We start from the raw sequence: 20,662 nt of genomic DNA, 5'->3' as shown, positions 1-20,662 counted from the left end.
CTCCTATTGATTAACATCGTCTGCCAAGTATTTCACCTAATTTTACATCATAGCCACGAAGGAAGGCATCTGCTGTCATCCTCTTCTTACCTTGTAACTGAACCTCATTTAATAGTAGACTCTTCTGTCCACATTTTACAATAAAACCTTCTTTGGTTTTCTTAACAATCTCACCTGGTACGCCTGAAATCGTTTCCTCAATGACCGTTGCTGACCATATTTTCAATATTTTATTGCCAAGATACGTGTACGCACTTGGCCAAGGATTAAGGCCTCTAACAAGTAACTCTATCTTGGCTGCATCTTTTTCCCAATCAATATTACCTAAGCTTTTTTCCAGCATGGGTGCATAATTCGAAAGACTATCATCCTGTTTTTCTCTAGGTGCAGTATGCTGTGCCACTTCTTTTAACGTTTTTATTAATAACTTTGCACCTACAACGGATAATTTATCATGAAGGGTACCACCTGTATCGGTGTCTTCAATCTTAACCACTTCTTTGTGAATCATATCGCCTGTATCAATACCTACATCCATATACATGGTGGTAACACCTGTCTCTGACTCACCGTTTATAATGGACCACTGAATAGGTCCCGCTCCTCTATATTTAGGTAATAATGAGGCATGCACATTAATACAACCATACTTGGGCAAGTTTAAAATACGCTTAGGCAGTATCTGACCAAAAGCAATGACAATCATCACATCTGGATTAATGGTTTCCATGGCCTGTATAAAATCTTCTTCTCGCAATTTCTTAGGCTGATATACGGGTATATGATGGGCTATAGCCACTTCTTTCACCGGTGTACACACCACTTTTTTCCCTCTGCCCTTAGGCTTATCTGGTTTTGTTACCACAGCGACAACCTCATGTTCTGAACCTATTAACTCCTGTAAGGTTGGCACTGAAAAATCAGGAGTTCCCATAAATACAATCTTCAAATGATCAACTCCTTTGCTCTTCTTCTATGTTTTCAGCTATATCAATAAACAATCTACCATCAAGATGGTCGATCTCATGACATAACGCAATGGCCAATAGTTCTGTACCCTCAACCATAAAGGTTTCACCCTCAATATTCTGTGCTTGTACTTTCACATAAGTTGGACGCTTAACTTCTCCAGCCTTACCTGGCACACTTAAACAAGCTTCAAGATTGGTTTGCTCCCCCTTGGTTTCAATAATCTCAGGGTTTATAAGCACCAATGGTCCTTCTCCTACATTTATAACCACCATACGCTTGAGTATACCTACTTGTGGTGCTGCCAATCCTACACCACTAGCATGTTCCATGGTTTCAAGCATATCTTCTGCAAGTATCTTGACATTCCGGGTAATTTTTGATACTTCTTTTGATCGTTTTCTTAAAATCTCGTCGCCTTCTGTTCTAATTTGTCTTAAAGCCATTACGCTTCACTCCTTATCATTATCGCTAATATGAAATTAACGGATTCATATCCCACTGAATGGTTATATCATTATATTTAACATGTAATCGGTGCATATATTTATTAAAAAATAGGGTAAGTGTCTTATAATCCTTCGTTTTTAATAAAATAACACGACGATATGTATGATTTATCTTGGATAGGTTGGCAGGCGATGGTCCAATAACTTCGATACCAAGTCCCGGTGCGACTAACCCAATATCTCGAGCCAGTTCAAACGAACGTGTTATCAATTCTTTTTCATGCTTTGATTGAAGCAATAGGACCAATAGGTTCGAAAATGGCGGATAACCCATTAATTGTCGATACATGATTTCTGCTTCATAAAAGCCCTCATAATCTTGTTCCTTAGCACAAGTAATGCTGTAATGATCCGGTGTATAAGATTGTATGATGGCTCTTCCTTGCAGTATACTCCGCCCTGCTCTTCCTGTTACCTGAGTCAACAGTTGAAACGTTCGCTCTGAGGCTCGAAAATCACTCATGTATAAGGATAAATCAGCAGCTATGACGCCTACTAATGTCACCTTCGGAAAATCATGTCCTTTGGCAATCATCTGTGTACCAATGAGGATATCTGCTTTTCCATCTCTGAAACTACCTAATATCGTATCATAACTATTTTTTTTCGTGGTCGTGTCTAAATCCATTCTGAGTATATTTGCCTGAGGGAATTCCCGCTTGGTTAAGTCTTCCACCTGCTGGGTACCAATACCGAATTGCTTAATGTATTTTGATTCACATGCAGGGCATTTTTTTACCATGTTGATGGTTTTCCCACAATAGTGGCATATTAATTGAGCGCCTGTAGCATGATACGTATAAGGTATATCACAATGATCACATTTTACCACATAACCACATTGACGACAGGAAACAAATCTTGCATAACCTCTTCTATTTAGAAAGAGAATGATTTGCTCGTTTCTCTCAAGTTTATCCATGATAGCTATTTTTAATGCTTGGCTAAAAATGGATTTGTTACCGTTAGCTAATTCTTCTCGCATATCCACAACATCCACTTGCAATGAATGAGACGTTGCTGCTTTTTCTTTCAAGGTGACTAACGTGTAATGACCTTTTTGAGCCATATGATAACTCTCTAAGCAAGGTGTAGCAGACCCAAGCACCACGGTTGCACCTGTCATCTCACCTCTTTGGATTGCCACTTCTCTCGCATGATATTTCGGCGAAGTTTCTGACTTGTAGGTCATCTCATGTTCTTCGTCAATGATGACAATTCCTAATCGACTAAAAGGTGTGAAGACGGCTGACCTTGGCCCAATCATAATATCAATATCACCTTCTGTAGCCCTCCGCCACTGGTCATATCGTTCTCCTTGAGATAGTTTACTGTGCATAACGCCCACACGATGACCGAATCTAGCGATGAATCTTTTTACTGTTTGTGGTGTGAGTGCAATTTCTGGTATAAGCACAATGGCTTGCTTGCCTTCACTGATGACTTTATCAATAATCTGCATGTATACTTCTGTTTTTCCACTACCTGTAATGCCGTGTATAAGAAAAATCTTATTTTCCTCACCTAAGTGGTTATTTATCTCATTAATAATACGTTGCTGTTCTTTATTGGCCTTTATTTTATCCGTTGGCTTGATACCTATTCCATATGGATTTCTATATATACCTTGCTCCTTTATCTGAACAATACCTTTTTTCTCTAAGTTCTTCAGTACAGCTGTTGTCACTTTTATATCTTTGGTCATCTGATCCTGCATGACTTTTTTATGGTGCATCAGATACTCGCCTGCTCGATAGAGCCCATGATATTTTTTCTGTTTCCATGCATCTATTGCCTTTTGTAATGTCTCTTCATCCACTAATCGTATAATTTCTTTATTCACTTTTTCATGAACTTTACGATTAACAGGCAGTAGTACCTTTAGTGCTGACCTTACCGTGCAGCCATAACGTTCTTTCATCCAAGCTGCAAGACTGATTAAATGAGACTCTATGGATACACTATCAGAAGCTATACTGATGACTTCCTTAATCTTCGTCACATCATAGTCCGTTGTATCTGATAAACCAATGACATAACCTTTTATCTGTTTGTTACCTTTCCCAAATGGTATGTTGACCACCATACCAACTTGTATTTCATCCATTAAGCTTTTAGGAATACGATATTGAAATATTCGGTCTAAGCTTGAGTGGGAAATATCCACAATAATATCGACATATATTTTCATAACATCTATCCCTTTTTATCGGTTGATACCTACGGTAAAAACCCTTGTGAGTAGGAAACATCCCTATTTATCGTCGTTAATCACTAACTTTTATTATACCACATATATAGATATATAAGCAATGGATGATGTTTATGACTAAAACAACCGAAACGAGGGGTAGATCCCCTCGTTAATTGTTTGATACAATATCAATTTTTCCTTCGAATAACTCATTCACTGCATTGGATAACGGTTTTGTGTATATTTCTTCTGTTAACACATCATCCCCAGCAATAATCTCCCTTGCCCGCTTAGACGAAGCGATAACAATAGAGTATCTACTCTTTAATTTCTCTTCATCACTAGTCATGCGCTCGTTAATCGTTGTCATTAAATCGGTATAAGATGGATGTAACATCTAAACCTCTCCTTTCAATAGTTCCTCAAATTCATTTCTTAATTGCTGTATAAGCTCTTTATTTCGCCTTGATACCTTATGTTCAACATGGATAATAGCTTTAATATCTTCAACACATTGATCGATTTTATCATTTACAATAAGATAGTCATAGCGCTCCATAACGGCTGTTTCTTCATAAGAACGAAGTAAACGTTTGTGTATAACATCTTGACTTTCTGTTCCTCTTCCTTCTAATCTATCCTTTAATTCCTGTACTTTAGGAGCTGTAATAAAAACCAGTACAGAATCAGGATACAACGCTTTTACATTCAGCGCTCCTTGCATCTCAATTTCTAAAATAACATCCTTACCTTCTGCCATTTGTTCTTCCACAAACTGCTTAGGTGTTCCATAATAATGGTCACAGTAAGTTGCCCATTCAATTAATGCATCATTAGCAATCATATCTTCAAATGTTTCACGGCTTTCAAAGAAGTACTCTCTTCCATGTGCCTCATACGCTCTAGCTGGACGTGTTGTGGCAGATATGGATAGTGTATAGTCCCCTTTTTTCATGAGTTCCTTTACAACCGTTCCTTTACCCGCACCAGAAAAGCCTGATATAATTATGAGTATACCCTTTTTTTTCATTTCATCACCTATATATTATATTCTTGTTATGCTTGTAATCATATAAAGGATAATCCAGTGACTTTTCATGTGACCATCGTCACACATACCATGAATCATATATATGCAATAGTCCTACCATTTATTATGCCATATCCATGGTATTTTCCTTTGTCAAACGATGACCTACCGTTTCAGGTAATATGGCGGATAATAAAACTTGACCATTATCCATGATGATGACAGCTCTTGTTTTTCTCCCATAGGTGGCATCAATTAAATTCCCTTCATCTCGGGCATTTTGAACCACTCTTTTAATGGGTGCTGATTCCGGACTAAGTACTGCTATAATTCGGTTTGCAAAAGCAATATTTCCAAAACCTATATTGACCATCTGTACCATCATCTATCACCCCAGTTCTCTTATTCAATATTTTGAATTTGTTCTCTAATTTTTTCTATTTCTGTTTTTAGCTCTAGACCTTGTTCCGATATGTTCATATCATTGGACTTGGATAGAATGGTGTTGGACTCTCGATTCATTTCTTGAAGCAGAAAGTCAAGTTTCCGTCCAATGGGTATATCCTTCTCAAGGGTTTGCCGCATATGTTTAATGTGGCTCTCAAGACGAACGATTTCTTCATCCACGCAACATTTATCCGCAAAAATCGCCACTTCAACTGCTAATCTCGCTTCATCAATTGAAGTATTTAATAAATCATTTATGCGGTTTTCAAGCTTTTCTTTATACTCCATTGTGACATAAGGGGCTCTTTCTTTTATAAGACAAATGAGTTCATTAATGGTATCTAGTTTACTCATGATATCTTGTTTCAATAAGTCGCCTTCTGTTTTTCTAGTGGCTATTAACTTATCAACGGCAATAGACAATGCCTCTTCTAAGATACCCCATAGTAGATTTTCATCCATTTCATGTTCTTCTATTTTAATGACTTCTGGATATCTTGTGATATGGGATACTTTTATATCATTGTCCAGTCCATGTTTCTCACTGATGTTTTGGAAGTATTTTAAGTATTGCGTAATTAAATCTTCATTAAGTTTAATACATTCGTTACCTTCTGAATGGTCCTCATAAGAAACATAGATATCGACTTTACCTCTTGACACCCGTTTTTTAACAAAACTTCTGATGAGATTCTCTAGAAAACTAATCCGCTTAGGCATTCTAATGTTAATATCACAGTATCGATGATTAACGGACTTTAATTCAACGGTCATCTTAATGTCATCGGATACATGCTCACCTCTTCCGAAGCCTGTCATACTTTTTACCATATCATCACTCATTTCTTTTTTAGTGACATGACGCTGTTTACTTGATAAAACATCGTCACAACAGCGTGTAAATGTTCCATTTCACACTTATCCTGATGGTATTATACCTTACTCTATTTATCAAGTCAACTGATGTTACGTTTTCAAGACAATTTATGTAAAAAACCATGGATAACTTAAGTAAAATGTATCTATCCTATTAAAAGAACGATTTTTGTGGCTTGTTACTTTCCTAATCCTTTTTATCAAAAGTAACAAACACAACCTGAGAACGTTAATAGGATTGATACATTTCAATAGCCATCATTGATTGATTTCAGATAAAACTTTATAGGCTTTGATGAGTTCAGGATGATCTTTATTAAAAATTTTTTCTCGAATGGCAATGGTTTTTAATTGGTATTCCAGGGCTTTATCCACCTTATCTATTAGCCGGTAAATACATGATAGATTTTCATAGGAATCTGCAAAATCATGATGATATTCATCAATCATTTTAGCTTTTATATCAATGTCCTTTAATTGATAGTCTAAGGCATTCTGATACTGACCTACTTTTCTGTAAACAATCGATAAATTACTATAAAAATTCGCCAATTGCAGATTTGCTTTGGGATACAATGTCTCAGCTATATGAATAGCTTTTAGTTGGTGTTCCAAGGCTTTATCAAATTCTCCAATATTTCGATAGATGATGGATAAATTATTATGGATAATAGCTGTATTTGGATGATTTTCAGATAAACTATGATACTGTATATCCATAGCTTTCAGTTGATAGTCCAGCGCTTTATCATACTGATCTACTGCGTTGTAGATCATGGATAAATTGCTATAGGAACTAGCGCGTTCAGGATGATATTGGTCACATATTTTTTCGACAATTTGAATGGATTTTAACTGATAACTTAGACACTTTTCCATATTGCCCCGATGTCGATATATAATGGACAGATTATTGTAAGCAACCGATAGTTCAGGATGATACCTATCAAACACCTCTTCCATAATATGCAAAGATTTTAACTGGAAATGCAGCCCCTTGTCAAGATCACCCATGGCACTATAGATATAAGCCATATCGTTATAACATAGGGACAAATCAGGATGATTTTTATCAAATACCGCTTCACGAATAGCAATGGCTTTTAATTGGTAATCTAAACTCTCATCAAACTTGCCCATCTCCACATAGATTGATGATAAGTTAAAATAAGAAGTGGCTAAATCAGGATGCTTCTCATCAAAGGCCTCTTGTCGTATGGCCAGAGCATCAAGTGCGTGTTTTAAAGCTAGGTCTGATTTCCCCATTTCTGTATAGATAACCGATAAGTTGCATAATGAGGTGGCTAAATCAGGATGATTCTCTCCTAACACTTTAGCTCTTATTTGGGTGGCTTTTAATTGATAATCAAGCGCTTTACTTCGTTGACCACAAACCCGATAGATTTTGGACAGGTTATTATACAAAAGACCAATGCTTTGCGTATCTTCATCCAAATATTTTAGAAGACTATCCCCAAGGGCTGTGTACTGGACCTTATCATAGGGATTGTCATAACCACTAAAAAAAAGTTCATCTGCAATGGCTTGAATAAAATGATGGCATTTCCCTGCATCCGGTTTGAGGCTATATCTGGTGGTTTCTTGTATTAAAGGGTGCATGGTAATCTTCCAAAAACCGACTCGCTTAACCCATCCCTTTTCAATGATTGTATGCATGAGACTAGCATTTGGAAGGTTTAACCATTTTAACAGCTCTCTCTCATTAATGTCAACAGGCGGTAAGACAGAAAGATGCATCAGGACCTCCTTTTCCTCTTCACTTACATGGGATAGGGAAAATAATTTTAACAGATGGTTAAAAATCGTCTCCGTTTTTCTCATATTATGCCAGCTGGTCTTTACTTGAGCATTGATCATGCTGCCTAAATTAAAGCCCAATGCTAAAATCCCCTTATACAATTCTTTAATGGTTACACCAGAATAATAAGCTGTTTTAGCCAGAAGCTCAATGGTTAAGGTATGATTACCAGCCAGTTCAATAATCTTTTCTAATATCTCATCATCTTTCTCACCTTCATAAATCGTATAAAATAAATCTAAACAATCCTTCATCTCTAGAAAATCTAACACATACTGGTGGAAACCTTCTAACCGTTTTAGTTCATTGAATTGACACCTTGAATTAGCAATGATTTTAAAAAATGGGATAGCACTCATATCCCATAAGCTTTCATCATCTTTATCGACAATATTATCAATAATTAATAAGGATTCTTCACGAATGCTTTGAAGGAAAAATATTACTTTATCGTATTTCTCATCCAAAGTATCCTGCTCATTGAATAAGACAGGATGCCCATTCATCTGGCTCACAATGGATTCTTTAAAGCTGGATATGTAATTAATCCACCCTATATAACTGTAACTACCTTTTATAACATGGTCATGAATATAAGCTTTACATATTTCTGTCTTACCTATACCTCCTAAACCATTCACTAAAAGAACCCTGTGATTCTCTGATAAATCATGTTCAATATCGGATAATTCTTTTTCTCTACCAATTAATTTAAAAGAGGCTTTAGGAAGCCTTGTTAAATATTGAGTCCTATTTTTTCTCACGCTATTGACGTTGTTGCCTTTAGGAGAAATATGTTGCCAGATAGTTTCTGTTTCTATGGCATATTGTTGAGGATTGTCCAAATACATGATAACGTGTTTGATGTACGCTTCATCTTCTTTTTTCTCATAAAAATTCTGTAGTATATGGATAAATCTATTAAAGGAATCATGGCTATCTGATAAAGCTATGTCATGGCTATTAACGTCAGTATGTACATACGTAACAAGCTCTCGCAGCCATTTCATGTTGTTTTTTGGAATTATATTTTTTTCACTTAATCGAAGATAGATATCTTCAGCACGAAGAGGAATAAAACCCCGCTTTCTATAATAAGGATAATTTTTAGACCCTATACCAAGAGCGCCCTCTATAGCAGAGTAGGTATTAAGTTTTGGTGAATATTTGTTATAATCGGGCCTTAGTCCATTAAATTTTTTTAACAAATAGAAAAAATCAAAAATGTTATGTAAACTTCTATCATGCATATACACATCATTCCTCTTTTTATATCTATTATACAAGCAATTATTAATTAAATCTACTAATTTTACGAATTTTTCTACGAACTATACAATAATAAGTTATATTATAATATTTATCATAGTACATGTACTTATATAAATTTCTTGTATTTTTATAATTTAATAGGAGGTAAAACCATATGAAAAAAATTAACCGATTACCTGTTTTGGCGTTGACTGTCATCATGCTCTTTTCCTTTTGCTTGTCAACGAACCCTATCCGGGCTCATGAGGCATGCCATCAATCTATTGCGTATCGTTTTGACCCCGTATCTGGAGAGTTCATCGAAAGTACAGACCGCCACCTGAACGGGCCCTCGTTACAATTTGACTTAGGGGTATTACATGAATTTTCTGTCAAGCCCAGCCAATTCACAGATGAAAGTCAGTATAAAGTAAAGCTTATAAGTGCCAATTACAATGAACAAAAATCAAAAGCTGCTCCTTACACGGGCTTGAAAAAGCTAGCTTCAATTGCAAATGGACAAATCAAAAGAGTAGCCTCTACCCAAGACCTTACCCATACAAGTATTACATCCATAACGAAAATGAAGTCCTCCAATACTTCATTTAATATGGGGCTTACATTTAATAAAGATTCAGCAACAAAGCTACTTAAAGACGTAGGCTACAATCTTTCTTTAGCTAGTGTCTTAGAGCAATCCCTTGGAAAACAATATACTTTTAAAACATCATATTCCTATACGGAGAAAGATACGACCATAGAAAGTGTCAGCAAAAAAGTGGAAAAAACATTTGAAATACCTTCTTTACCAGAATTTAGCTCCTGTAATTCAGCGGATTTTTACCTTTATTGGGATCATGAAATCTATGATATGAAAGCAGAAATATGGGATGCTAATGGAACAACAGATCCAACAAAAGGTATAATTGATGCCCAAAAAATATATCTTGAAAATGATGGTGGTTCAAACAAAACTTTTTATTGTCCACACTGCGACAAATACGTTCCATATAACATAGGCGACGCTGTTTATGTCCTCCTCTACGCAGATGGACATCATGAACATGTATCCGAACACTTCTATTACTTAGGAAAAGAGCTTGGTAACTATAAATGGTATAAGCATTCTCCTGAAACTGTTATTGAATATGAATTTTATTACCCTATTATTAAGGGAAAAACCTTTCCATGGAAGTTAAATGAAAAATCTCATGAGAATATAATCGCAGATAAGCCTCTACATATGATGCTTCCAGGCAGTGAAGAAATTGTTTATGATAATGGTAAGTATTACCTCCTTAGGGTCTTGGAAAGTTCGCTCGCTGATAGTGGTAATAAAACAGAAAAAACGCAGTTAGGTCTTCCCGTTTTACCTGGTTTTACCCAAGAAGTTAACGTAAACAGGACCATCACCCTAAAATCCTTAAGGCATGAAAAAGTAACAACAGGTCATAGTTCAAGTTCTTCACTGGTTAGCAAATTTTTTAGCTTACTTAGCATAGGCAGCAGTACCAATACCAGCTCTTCTACCATCAAAGAAACCACAGATATTACGGAGAAAAAAATGACTTTAGCTGAAGTGAACACCTATAAATTCCCTAGTTTTTTCAGTAACAATGGTTTTTCTGGAGGTGTTATATATCTGGGTAAAGACTATTTGACTTTTATGGTAAAAGGAGAAATAATACCTATCGCTACGGATGGTTCCTATAATGAATCACAAAAAACCTTTGTAAGCTTTAAACATCAAGAAGAGTTCCCCAAAATTTTTATTGACCCTTATAAATAAATCCAAGAAAAAGGACGGGGCTGTCTCATAAAAAAGCAATTTTGTTGCCTACGATATTGACGTTATTTTGCTTTTTTGAGACAGCACCGTCTCTTCTTATTCCTTATTTAAACTGACTTTCATGTTTTTTAAAGAAATCAATTCTTGGTTCAAGATACTTCAATTCATGGGTAGCTACATCATCCATCAATGCACTAATGGGTTCAAAAATATAATCCCAGTTCCAAATGTTCTCACTCACCTGTAAATAATCCCTCACCATTTCACAACTGGTGGGTGCTATTGGATGAATCAGTGTTAGAGCTGATTTTACACCATAAAAGGCGTCAACAAGTACTTGTTTTCTCAGATCATTATTCTCATCGGTATCGGCTTTTTTCATGTGATTCACCCAATATTTATTGAGTTTACGAATATAGCTGTCAAGGACATAGACAATACGGTGAAAATCATGCCGATACATATGCATCTCATAATTAAGAACAGCATCCTTCGATAAGTGAAGGATTTCTTCACTGACTTCTCCATGGGGTATCTTGGTATCAAAATACTTCTGAGCGGTGTAAAAACAAGATCGTACTAAACGATTAAATACATTGGTTAATAGATTGCCATCTTTTAACACGGTATCAGGACCTTGCCGTTCTTCTTCAGGCATATAAACCTGGGGCATAAAGCTAACACTTTTCTTAGCAAGACCTAAGCTTAAGAAATGCATTCTTAATTGCTCTGCTGTATAGTGGTCTAAGAGTTCTTCTGCCATAGGCGGCTTAATGTCACTGCTACTACTGGCTTTTTTATCCATGAAAAGCACATGATTATTGGGTACTAAGTGAGGTAGATTCACATGCTCCCAGTCCACTTGATCCTTGCTGTCTATACCTAATAAGCTTAGACCCATTGCCATCTCAGCGATACCATAAAAATAAATATTGTCTTCACCAATAAATTGATACACTTTTGACTCTTCAGACAGCCACCAATTCTTCCACTCATCCTTATCTTCTCCAATGGATTCAAGATATGTTTTTGTAAAAGAAATAGGTGCCCACAGGGATTCAGGCCATACCCAAAAAGTTAAATCGTCAAGTCCTTCTTTTTCTGGTACTTTGATGCCCCAATCAATGTTACCAGATAGTCGAAATGGTACAAGGGTTTTACCTGTTCTAAAGTGAAGTCCCATACTGTCCAACACTTCACGGGCTTTATCACGATCATTCAGATTGTCAAATATAAAGGTTATGGATGGTTTCTTAGGTTCATCAATGATGGTATGCTTTGGTAATTTCGCCTGTAAGCTTGCCACACCATCTTCCAATTGCTTACGCTTTACATAGATGATGGGTTGTTTTAGAAATTCCTCAATGGTTTTAATCAGGTATTTTCTAGCAGTGGAATGTTGCTTTAGATAATCCATTTGCCCTTTTAATGCTTCGGTATAATCTTCTAGTTTATAATACCAATTGGTGACATCCCTAAGTTCTGGCTTTTTACCTGATAACACACTCTTAGGATCAATCAACTCGTTTGGCATATACATATGCCCTAGAGCACATTCATCAGCATATGCTTTATCAGATTGACATCCATCAATAGGACATTTACCTACCACTTGGCGACCATTTAATAACACTTTAAAGTCAGGATCATAAAATTGAGGCGTTGACATTTTAACAAGATAATCATGCTCATACAATGTATTAAATATTTTTTCTGAAACTTCTTTATGAATCTCTCCTGCTCTATCAAGCCCTGATGCTGCATACAAATTAAGGTTCATATCATATTTATCCAGGACTTCTTTCTGTTTTTCATAATTTTTTCTCACATAATCTTCTAATGAACCTGTTATTTTACCCTCCTCAACCAGTTGGCGATAATTGGCTGCAATCGGTGAACCATAACAATCTGTACCCGAAACAAAAATAACATTATCCTTACCTATTCTATCTCTTAAGAAACGGGCATAGGTGTCTGCGTGAACAAAAAGTCCGCCAACATGACCAAAATGCAACTCTTTATTACCGTAAGGCATACCTGCCGTTACAACTGCTCTTTTAGGAAATTCTGGTCGTTTTCTTTCTCTCATCCTTTTAGCTCCTTATATGGTATTTTCATGCCTACTTTCAATTGCAAGTACAAAAGAGGCTACGCCTCGTCTTCCGTAGGAAGTTTTAGTCGTTAGGAAAGTTTCCTTAGCACAAATGAGAATGATTCTATCTCATTTGTTAAATTGAGAACTTTCCTATAAGAGTACAAAAGTGACTTCGTCACACTTTATTTTAGCAGTGACTTGCATTTTCAGAAGTTATTTTTGTACTGCGCATCAAGATTTTCTCGTTCACGAGAAATATCTGCGCATAAATTCAATTCTTTTTTTATTGGATAGGAGAACTTTTCTATCCAATAAAAAAAACGCCACCTACAAATAATTGTAGGGGCGAGTTCTATCGCGGTACCACCCTATTTTATTAGTACGTCATCGTACCAATCTCATTAAGTACATCTGTACTATTGTTCTGTAACGGGAACACACGTCATAGCATCACTTATTACATAAGATCCGTATGCAGCTCCGAGGCTTGTTTCATCATCTTATAATTATTCCATCTCAGCAACAGGAACTCTCTGTAAATCTTCACATGATTACTCTTCTCTTCATCGCTTTTATTTTTTTCAAGTATAGTCAATATTCATCCATTTGTCAAGGTATCTTCTTGTATATTTTTACATGGCTTTACATGACTAACATAATGGTTCCTGTGACTGTTATAAAACTTAATAAAGTGGTCAAGAGTACCGCTTGTGAAGCATATGCCGCATCACCTTCAAATTCAATAGACAACATGACACTGTTTACTGCTGTAGGTGCAGAAGCTCCTATAATAAGCACTTGTGCCATTGTGCCTTGAATCCCAAATACATACACCATAGCAAAGGCTAATAAGGGCGACAAAATAAGACGCATGACAGCTGCTATGGATATGGTATAATCCTTAAAATCAAACTTGGTTTCAGCCAATTGAGCACCCATTGTAAACAAAGCAAGGGGTACAACACCATTACCCATAATCGTTAATGTGGTCATGATCGATTCTGGTAACGTAATATGCATATACTTACAGATAATCCCAAGACCAATCGTATAGATCATAGGCATTCTAAGAATTTTACTTAATGCTTCTTTACTGGTATATGTACCACTACTTGCATTGTACAAGCCTACAGTGTTTAATAAAACATTGGTATTGAGTAAAACAACCATATGTATGGATAATGCTAATTCAGCTCCACTTTCTAAATACAATAATGTAATCAAGGGTATACCATAATTAGCCTGATTTCTAAGAATCACAGCATTTTCAAAAGCTTTCCTTTTTTTCTTTGGCAATTTCAGAACTTTTCCAACACCTGCTGATATTATCATGAGTATAAAGAATAACAAAATGGTGAAGCCGCTGATTTGTAAGATATATGCACCACTTAATGTACTGGTATAGAATTTAATAAAGATTAAAGCCGGTATAAATGCATAAATCTGTACCCTTGATAAACTCCTAATATTTAATTTTAATCTTTTCTGCAATAAGAAACCTACACCTATCTGTATGAAAATAGGCAATAAGATAGACGTTATGATAAAAGACATACTTGTCATAAGGTATTCTCCTTCACTTTCTTGTTATCTTAAGTAACATGTAAGAAAATCAACTCTTCTTCTCAATCAATACAACTTTTAAGTAATTCCCTTCCTTAAAATGGTCATTAAGGTGGAAGTCATAAGGTAATGAAAATGTCTCTAAGATGTTATACGCATGCTTACTCTCTATAAAAGCTCGATGAATCATATCCTTAAACTGCTCTATATTAAATGTACTACAATTGGTAGAAACAACGATTATTCCTTGTTTCTGAGTTATGGCTATGGTTTGTTTTAATAAATCTGTATAATCCTTAGCAGCACTAAATGTAAATTTTTTGGACTTCGCAAAGCTAGGCGGATCTAAGATGACCATGTCAAATAGAAGTTTCTTTTTTATAGCATATTTAAAATAATGAAAAATATCTTCAACAATAATGTCATGTTCATCTGGATTAATATGATTCACCATAAATTGTTCTCTCGTCTTAGCTCGACTTCTATTGGCCAAATCAACACTGGTTGTTTTAATGGCACCGCCTAATGCTGCAAATACTGAAAATGCTCCTGTATAAGAAAATGTATTCAGCACTTTTTTTCCTTTAGCATAGTGACTTCGAATAACTTGCCTCACATCCCGTTGATCGAGAAAAAAGCCTACCATAGCACCTTCATTTAGATAAACGGCAAAATTAACACCATTTTCTTGAACAAGGATTGGCATCTTGGCTCTTTCCCCACAGACAAAATCATCATCATCGATATATTGTCCACCTTTATTAAATCGCTTCTTTTCATAAATGCCCTGATAGTCAACAAGTTCCTTTAACACATCAAGTATATTGTTTCTAAAGGTGTATATACCTTGGCTATACCACTGAATAAGATAATAACCAGCATAATAATCAATGGTCATACCACCAATGCCATCACCTTCACCATTAAACACCCTAAAAGCATTGGTATCTTTTTGCTGATACATTTTACGTCGATAATCAATGGCTTTTTTTAAGGTCTCTTTAAAAAAGGCTTTATCAATAGAGGTATTCTTCTCATCATGAAGCACCCACCCATTGCCTTTGTTTTGTTTCCCATAATATCCTTTAGCAATAAAACGGTGTTGCTCATCTACTAATCTAAGAATCATACCCTCTTTTTTCAACTTATTATTATCCATTAAAGCATCCTTCTCAATGAGAGGATAACCTATTCTTAGCTTGTTCACATAATTTTTCTTCACTCTAATTGTTGTTTCCTTCATATATGTCAGCCTGCCTCTTATCTATTTAATATATGTTCAAGATATTATATCACAATCAAAGGTTTTTAACATTAATTTCATGGATCTATGCTCTTATTATCAAATGTTTTGGTATTAGGATTCCATAATAACTCTTTCTGAAATGTATAATCGTATTCTGGGGAAGAGTCCTCTCCTACCAGCACGTTTTTAAAAACTAGCAAACCACGGCTTGTAGCTTCTACACGATGGCCTGCCCAATCCTGCTCATCTTGTTGATAGGATACATGCCATGCTTTGGTTCTTGCTTCAAATAACATGCTTGTATAGGTTGTCCACCCCTGATAAGTGACACTGCCTGTAAACATCATGTATTGTTTTCCATGACTCCCTTCATAAAAAACAAATCTTCCTTCATCGGCGTGAACATCTTGAATCGGACTTTTTAGCAGCAAGGTCTTACCATCAAATACCCCCATGTAGATGGAATAAAAACCTGCTGCATGGGGTACATCCAGCTCTTTCAGTAATACGAGTATTTCATCTTCATGGTCAATAAATTTTCCATAATGTATGGCTTCTAATTCAAACTTTCTGGTCATGTTCATGTCTTTGTGATCAACATATAGTTTTTTTCCTTCTGTCTTGGTTGTATAATCTTGAAAGAACTGTGTTAAAAGTTTTTCATAGGGCTTTGGTTCTGCTTTTAATGCATTTGTTTCGAGTCCATAATAGGTGAAAATAGCACTTAATAATAATAGTGCTATCAACATCATAAAAATTCTATTCATGTGTTTCATGATTATTCCCCTTATCTTCCCTGGTTATTATCGTTTTAGATTATACTTATTATACCATAAACATAACGTTGCATATGTTATTTAATCGTTATTTAGTATTCCAGTTGACGAAACCAATCGTGAGCCTGAGACTTTAAATTATCAGCCGGTCACTCCGATAGCAAAAGGGAATATTACGTCAGCAGATTAAACGTCCATGTTTAATAGTGCAACTTGTAAAAGTTGCTGGAACCTATGCTGAACGCGCTGTTCGTCCGTGGCTCGTAGCTCCATATTCCCCTTTACTATCTCCGCTCGGTATGTCATCAACTGGATAGATTGGTTGTTTCTAAAAATAAAAAGACTACATCTTTAAGATATAGCCTCTCATATATTTATGCTCTTTCTTTTATCTTGGTATAATTTCTATAGTCTGTGATGCTTCGATAGGCTGGACGAATGATACGATTGGCGCCATAAAATTCTTCTATACGGTGTGCACACCATCCACCAATTCTTGCAATGGCAAAAATAGGTGTATATAACTCTGGCGGTATTTGAAGCATACTGTACACAAAGCCTGAGTAAAAATCCACGTTGGCACAGATATCTTTTGTAGACCCTTTTACTTTTGCAAATACTTCTGGTGCCAGTTCTTCGATAATTTCATAGAGTCTAAATTCTTTCATCATATCTTTTTCAATGGCAAGTGCATGGGCTTTCTTTTTGAGCATAACTGCTCTTGGGTCGGATAAGGTATAGATTGCATGCCCCATGCCATAGATTAATCCTGAGCCATCATTTGCTTCTTTTCTAAGTATTTTAGTTAAATAGCTTTCAATTTCAGCTTTATCTTCCCAGTTGTTGATATGAGCTTTAATGTCTTCCATCATCTGTCTAACCTTATTATTAGCTCCACCATGCTTAGGACCTTTTAAGGAACCGATTGCTGCTGCAATTGCCGAATAGGTATCTGTACCTGACGATGATACAACTCGAGTTGTAAAAGCAGAATTGTTACCTCCACCGTGCTCAGCATGTAACACAAGGCACAAGTCCAGTAGTTCAGCTTCTGACTTGGTAAAGTTATTGTCCATCCGCAGCATATGAAGGAAGTTCTCGGCTGTACTAAGATTAGTTGTTGTATTATGTATATACAAGCTCTTATCATCATAATAATGTGATTTTGCTTGGAATGCGTAAGCCACGAGAATTGGAAATCTTGCAATGAGTTGAATACACTGTCTAAGCATATTATTAATGGTTGTATCGTCAGGTTCTTCGTCATAAGAATAGGTTGCAAGTACACTACGTGCTAATTTATTCATGATGTCAGAACTTGGTGCTTTAAGGATCATATCTTCTGTAAAACCATCTGGTAAATCGCGATTCTCACCAAGTACTTCATTGAATTCTTCTAATTCACTTTTTGTAGGTAGTGAACCAAATAACAAGAGATAGCAAATCTCTTCAAAGCCAAAGCGCTCATCTTCTTGAAAGCCATCAACGATATCTTTTACGTCAATACCTCGATAAAACAATTGCCCATGTGCTGGTATTTTTTCCCCATCTTCCATGGCATAACCACTTACATTACCAATCTCTGTAAGACCAGCCAATACTCCCGTACCATTTTTATTACGCAAACCACGTTTTACACCAAACTTATCGTATAATACTGGGTCAATTTTATTATTGTTCTCTGCCAAGTTTGTGAATTTACTAATCCGCTTGAATATTTCCTTGTTACTCACCTAATCAACTCCTTTTATTTATATAATATCATCGCAATACATAATTATTCATTAGCATTGACGTATTTCTGTATACATATTTCATTTTCTTTGATTGGATAACACATTATTCAACAGATAAATGGATCATTCTACATATTGTATACAATCATACAAACCTTTGTCTTTTTTTCTAAAACCTGTTTTTAACCTATTCCAATGCACGATATACTTGTATACTATTGTAATATAAAATGTTTTGTTTTGCAAGCTTTATTCGGAATTTAGGATTGAATTATTGTATACAATAATTGTTTTGCAGTATTCATTTATGCTATATTTCATTTTTTAGAATAAATATTCCCTTGTCTTATGGATTTTTTATACATAACCTCATTGCCCTAAGTAAGCATCATTAGCCCCTTTCATTTTCTGTTTATTAATGCTATACTGATGGTTGATAATTTTTTATAATGATGAAAGCCGCTTATTTGCTTCATAACATTTTTTTATACATAATAGCGGTTGTGAAAGGACTGATGTAACATGGCATTAGATGGAATTGTCATTTCAAATATTGTATACGAACTCACCCAGAAAATAGTCGGTGGTAGAATCGATAAAATCTACCAACCAGAAAGTGATGAAATTGTTCTATCCATACGTCATCAAAAAACTTCATATAAATTACTTTTATCTTCTTTAGCTAATATGCCTCGCATTCATTTAACAGATGTGCCTAAGAAGAACCCTCTTAATCCTCCTAATTTTTGTATGCTTCTTAGAAAACATATTGCAGGAGGTAGAGTTATAAAAGTAATACAACCGCATTTTGAACGTATTGTGGAACTGTACATCGAGCATCTTAATGATCTGGGTGACCGATGTATCAAAATATTGATTATTGAAATCATGGGACGTCACAGTAACATCATTTTCTGTGATGAAGATAAGCGCATATTAGATAGTATTAAACATGTATCCGCTAACATAAGTTCTGTTCGCGAAGTACTTCCTAATCGTCCTTATGCTTATCCACCCTCAAAAGATAAGTTAGACCCAACAGAACCTTTGACTTTAAATGCTTTTGTTGAGAACATGAAAGAAAAGAAAGCCATTATCCTAAAAGCTTTATATTTTACGTTTAATGGTATTAGTCCCATTATATCTGAAGAGTTATGTTATCGTGCTTCTATTAACAGTTCCAGCCATACAGAGGAGCTCCTATTGGATGATTATGAACGCTTATATGACGCATTTATAGAGTTGATACATGGGATTAAGCAAGAACAGTATATCCCTAATATTGTTAGCCTCAATGGGCAGGTCTATGAGGAATTTTCTTCTGTACCTCTTACAAGCTATGGGTCTGAGTCCACCATCACTTATGATTCTATCTCAGAAGTTCTTGATGCTTATTACGCCAAAAGTTCTAATGCATCACGTATGCATCAGAAGTCAAGTGATATGAAAAAACTTGTTACGACGAATTTAGAGCGTTGTTATAAAAAATTGGATTTACAGCTTAAGCAAATAAAAGATACAGAAGACCGTGATAAATATAAAATATTAGGAGAACTGATTACGGCTAATATACATGCCATAAAAGAAGGCGATGAATCGTTGACTACTGTTAATTATTATACCAACGAAGAAATTACCATTAAGCTAAAACCTCATCTTACACCTTCTGAAAATGCTGCAAAGTATTATGACCGTTATAACAAGCTAAAAAGAACTTATGCTGCGTTAACGGAACATATTCAAGATACACAATCAGAAATTGATCACCTTGAATCCATCCAGAATGCTTTATCGTTTATCGATGCAGAAGAAGATTTATTGCTTATACGGCAAGAGTTAATGGAATACGGATACCTGCGTTTCCGTAAGAACAAAAATAAAAAGGCTCTGGAAAAATCGAAGCCTTTTCATTATAAAACATCCGATGGTTTTGATATATACGTTGGTAAGAATAATTTGCAGAATGATGAACTCACCACCAAAGTTGCTGCATCACTTGATTGGTGGTTTCATACAAAGGAAGTACCTGGTTCTCATGTTATTGTCAGAACCGATGGTAAAGAACTAAGCGATACCGCCTTTGAAGAAGCTGCTGCTCTTGCTGCTTTTTATAGTAAAGCCAATAAGTCCTCCAAGGTAGCCGTTGATTATACCTTAAAAAAACACATTAAAAAGCCTGCTGGCTCTGTACCAGGTTATGTCATCTATCATACGAATTATTCCATGTATGTAGCACCAAGTGATGAAAAAGTAACCCTTGTGGAATAAATAATAAAGGACTGTAAGATACATTAGCGCTTTCATGTTGCATGTATCTTACAGTCCTTTTATATCATTCATGATTGATAGCCCTATATGAGAC

15 protein-coding genes and 1 other annotated feature are annotated in these 20,662 nt (G+C 35.6%); of the genes, 2 read left to right on the top strand and 13 right to left on the bottom strand.

Features of this window, described 5'->3' with window-relative positions; genetic code table 11:
* Positions 1-10: 10 nt before the first annotated feature.
* The 8 genes from fmt to HZI73_RS11730 all read right to left on the bottom strand — a co-directional run bounded on the left by fmt (position 11) and on the right by HZI73_RS11730 (position 9,094).
* A complete protein-coding gene (fmt, locus tag HZI73_RS11765; protein WP_212698417.1) occupies positions 11-949 on the bottom strand; it encodes a methionyl-tRNA formyltransferase in 939 nt (312 codons plus the stop codon).
* Positions 950-953: 4 nt separating this feature from the next.
* The gene (gene def, locus HZI73_RS11760) at positions 954-1,415 is read right to left on the bottom strand and encodes a peptide deformylase (RefSeq protein ID WP_212698416.1); all 462 of its coding nucleotides are present in this window, start codon (positions 1,413-1,415) and stop codon (positions 954-956) included.
* A 25-nt stretch (positions 1,416-1,440) separates the two neighbouring features.
* Positions 1,441-3,669, bottom strand: coding sequence for a replication restart helicase PriA (gene priA, locus HZI73_RS11755; protein WP_212698415.1), 2,229 nt, complete (start codon positions 3,667-3,669; stop codon positions 1,441-1,443).
* Positions 3,670-3,841: 172 nt separating this feature from the next.
* A complete protein-coding gene (rpoZ, locus tag HZI73_RS11750) occupies positions 3,842-4,069 on the bottom strand; it encodes a DNA-directed RNA polymerase subunit omega (protein ID WP_212698414.1) in 228 nt (75 codons plus the stop codon).
* Complete coding sequence (gene gmk / locus HZI73_RS11745; protein ID WP_212698413.1) at positions 4,070-4,702, bottom strand: guanylate kinase; 633 nt, start codon at positions 4,700-4,702, stop codon at positions 4,070-4,072. It abuts the gene before it with no gap.
* A gap of 124 nt (positions 4,703-4,826) precedes the next feature.
* Complete coding sequence (locus HZI73_RS11740) at positions 4,827-5,087, bottom strand: DUF370 domain-containing protein (RefSeq protein WP_212698412.1); 261 nt, start codon at positions 5,085-5,087, stop codon at positions 4,827-4,829.
* Between the two features lie 17 nt (positions 5,088-5,104).
* Positions 5,105-5,980: a YicC/YloC family endoribonuclease gene (locus HZI73_RS11735; RefSeq protein WP_212698411.1), complete on the bottom strand. Its 876-nt coding sequence runs from the start codon at positions 5,978-5,980 to the stop codon at positions 5,105-5,107.
* A 303-nt stretch (positions 5,981-6,283) separates the two neighbouring features.
* The gene (locus HZI73_RS11730; RefSeq protein WP_212698410.1) at positions 6,284-9,094 is read right to left on the bottom strand and encodes a tetratricopeptide repeat protein; all 2,811 of its coding nucleotides are present in this window, start codon (positions 9,092-9,094) and stop codon (positions 6,284-6,286) included.
* A 176-nt stretch (positions 9,095-9,270) separates the two neighbouring features.
* Between HZI73_RS11730 and HZI73_RS11725 the strand changes: the two genes are divergently transcribed.
* Entirely contained in the window at positions 9,271-10,884 is a 1,614-nt protein-coding gene (locus tag HZI73_RS11725) for a fibroblast growth factor (protein ID WP_212698409.1), read from the top strand.
* Between the two features lie 103 nt (positions 10,885-10,987).
* On the opposite strand, the gene HZI73_RS11720 is transcribed toward HZI73_RS11725, so the two are convergent.
* The 5 genes from HZI73_RS11720 to HZI73_RS11700 form a co-directional block, all read right to left on the bottom strand.
* Positions 10,988-12,973, bottom strand: coding sequence for a class I tRNA ligase family protein (locus tag HZI73_RS11720; RefSeq protein ID WP_212698408.1), 1,986 nt, complete (start codon positions 12,971-12,973; stop codon positions 10,988-10,990).
* Positions 12,974-13,317: 344 nt separating this feature from the next.
* Positions 13,318-13,555: a binding site (T-box leader), on the bottom strand.
* Between the two features lie 66 nt (positions 13,556-13,621).
* The gene (locus tag HZI73_RS11715; protein WP_212698407.1) at positions 13,622-14,542 is read right to left on the bottom strand and encodes an AEC family transporter; all 921 of its coding nucleotides are present in this window, start codon (positions 14,540-14,542) and stop codon (positions 13,622-13,624) included.
* A gap of 49 nt (positions 14,543-14,591) precedes the next feature.
* The gene (locus tag HZI73_RS11710; protein ID WP_212698406.1) at positions 14,592-15,785 is read right to left on the bottom strand and encodes a class I SAM-dependent rRNA methyltransferase; all 1,194 of its coding nucleotides are present in this window, start codon (positions 15,783-15,785) and stop codon (positions 14,592-14,594) included.
* A gap of 77 nt (positions 15,786-15,862) precedes the next feature.
* Complete coding sequence (locus tag HZI73_RS11705) at positions 15,863-16,564, bottom strand: hypothetical protein (RefSeq protein WP_212698405.1); 702 nt, start codon at positions 16,562-16,564, stop codon at positions 15,863-15,865.
* A gap of 374 nt (positions 16,565-16,938) precedes the next feature.
* The gene (locus HZI73_RS11700) at positions 16,939-18,297 is read right to left on the bottom strand and encodes a citrate/2-methylcitrate synthase (RefSeq protein ID WP_212698404.1); all 1,359 of its coding nucleotides are present in this window, start codon (positions 18,295-18,297) and stop codon (positions 16,939-16,941) included.
* A 525-nt stretch (positions 18,298-18,822) separates the two neighbouring features.
* On the opposite strand from HZI73_RS11700, the gene HZI73_RS11695 reads away from it, so the two are divergent.
* Positions 18,823-20,568 (top strand): Rqc2 family fibronectin-binding protein, encoded by a 1,746-nt coding sequence (locus HZI73_RS11695; RefSeq protein ID WP_212698403.1) that lies wholly within the window; start codon positions 18,823-18,825, stop codon positions 20,566-20,568.
* Positions 20,569-20,662: the final 94 nt, after the last annotated feature.

This window comes from Vallitalea pronyensis (genome assembly GCF_018141445.1).
In the GTDB taxonomy this organism is placed as follows: Bacteria; Bacillota; Clostridia; order Lachnospirales; family Vallitaleaceae; genus Vallitalea; species Vallitalea pronyensis.
Note: the sequence above shows the minus strand (reverse complement) of the source record. Positions and strands in the feature narration are given on the sequence as shown.

Bases quoted from the DNA above. Each gene is read 5' to 3' on its own strand.
- HZI73_RS11730 (WP_212698410.1), bottom strand. From the start codon at position 9,094: ATGCATGATAGAAGTTTACATAACATTTTTGATTTTTTCTATTTGTTA.
- HZI73_RS11740 (WP_212698412.1), bottom strand. From the start codon at position 5,087: ATGATGGTACAGATGGTCAATATAGGTTTTGGAAATATTGCTTTTGCA.
- HZI73_RS11720 (WP_212698408.1), bottom strand. From the start codon at position 12,973: ATGAGAGAAAGAAAACGACCAGAATTTCCTAAAAGAGCAGTTGTAACG.
- priA (WP_212698415.1), bottom strand. From the start codon at position 3,669: ATGAAAATATATGTCGATATTATTGTGGATATTTCCCACTCAAGCTTA.
- gmk (WP_212698413.1), bottom strand. From the start codon at position 4,702: ATGAAAAAAAAGGGTATACTCATAATTATATCAGGCTTTTCTGGTGCG.
- HZI73_RS11695 (WP_212698403.1), top strand. From the start codon at position 18,823: ATGGCATTAGATGGAATTGTCATTTCAAATATTGTATACGAACTCACC.
- HZI73_RS11735 (WP_212698411.1), bottom strand. From the start codon at position 5,980: ATGGTAAAAAGTATGACAGGCTTCGGAAGAGGTGAGCATGTATCCGAT.
- def (WP_212698416.1), bottom strand. From the start codon at position 1,415: ATGGCTTTAAGACAAATTAGAACAGAAGGCGACGAGATTTTAAGAAAA.
- HZI73_RS11715 (WP_212698407.1), bottom strand. From the start codon at position 14,542: ATGACAAGTATGTCTTTTATCATAACGTCTATCTTATTGCCTATTTTC.
- HZI73_RS11705 (WP_212698405.1), bottom strand. From the start codon at position 16,564: ATGAAACACATGAATAGAATTTTTATGATGTTGATAGCACTATTATTA.
- rpoZ (WP_212698414.1), bottom strand. From the start codon at position 4,069: ATGTTACATCCATCTTATACCGATTTAATGACAACGATTAACGAGCGC.
- HZI73_RS11725 (WP_212698409.1), top strand. From the start codon at position 9,271: ATGAAAAAAATTAACCGATTACCTGTTTTGGCGTTGACTGTCATCATG.
- HZI73_RS11710 (WP_212698406.1), bottom strand. From the start codon at position 15,785: ATGAAGGAAACAACAATTAGAGTGAAGAAAAATTATGTGAACAAGCTA.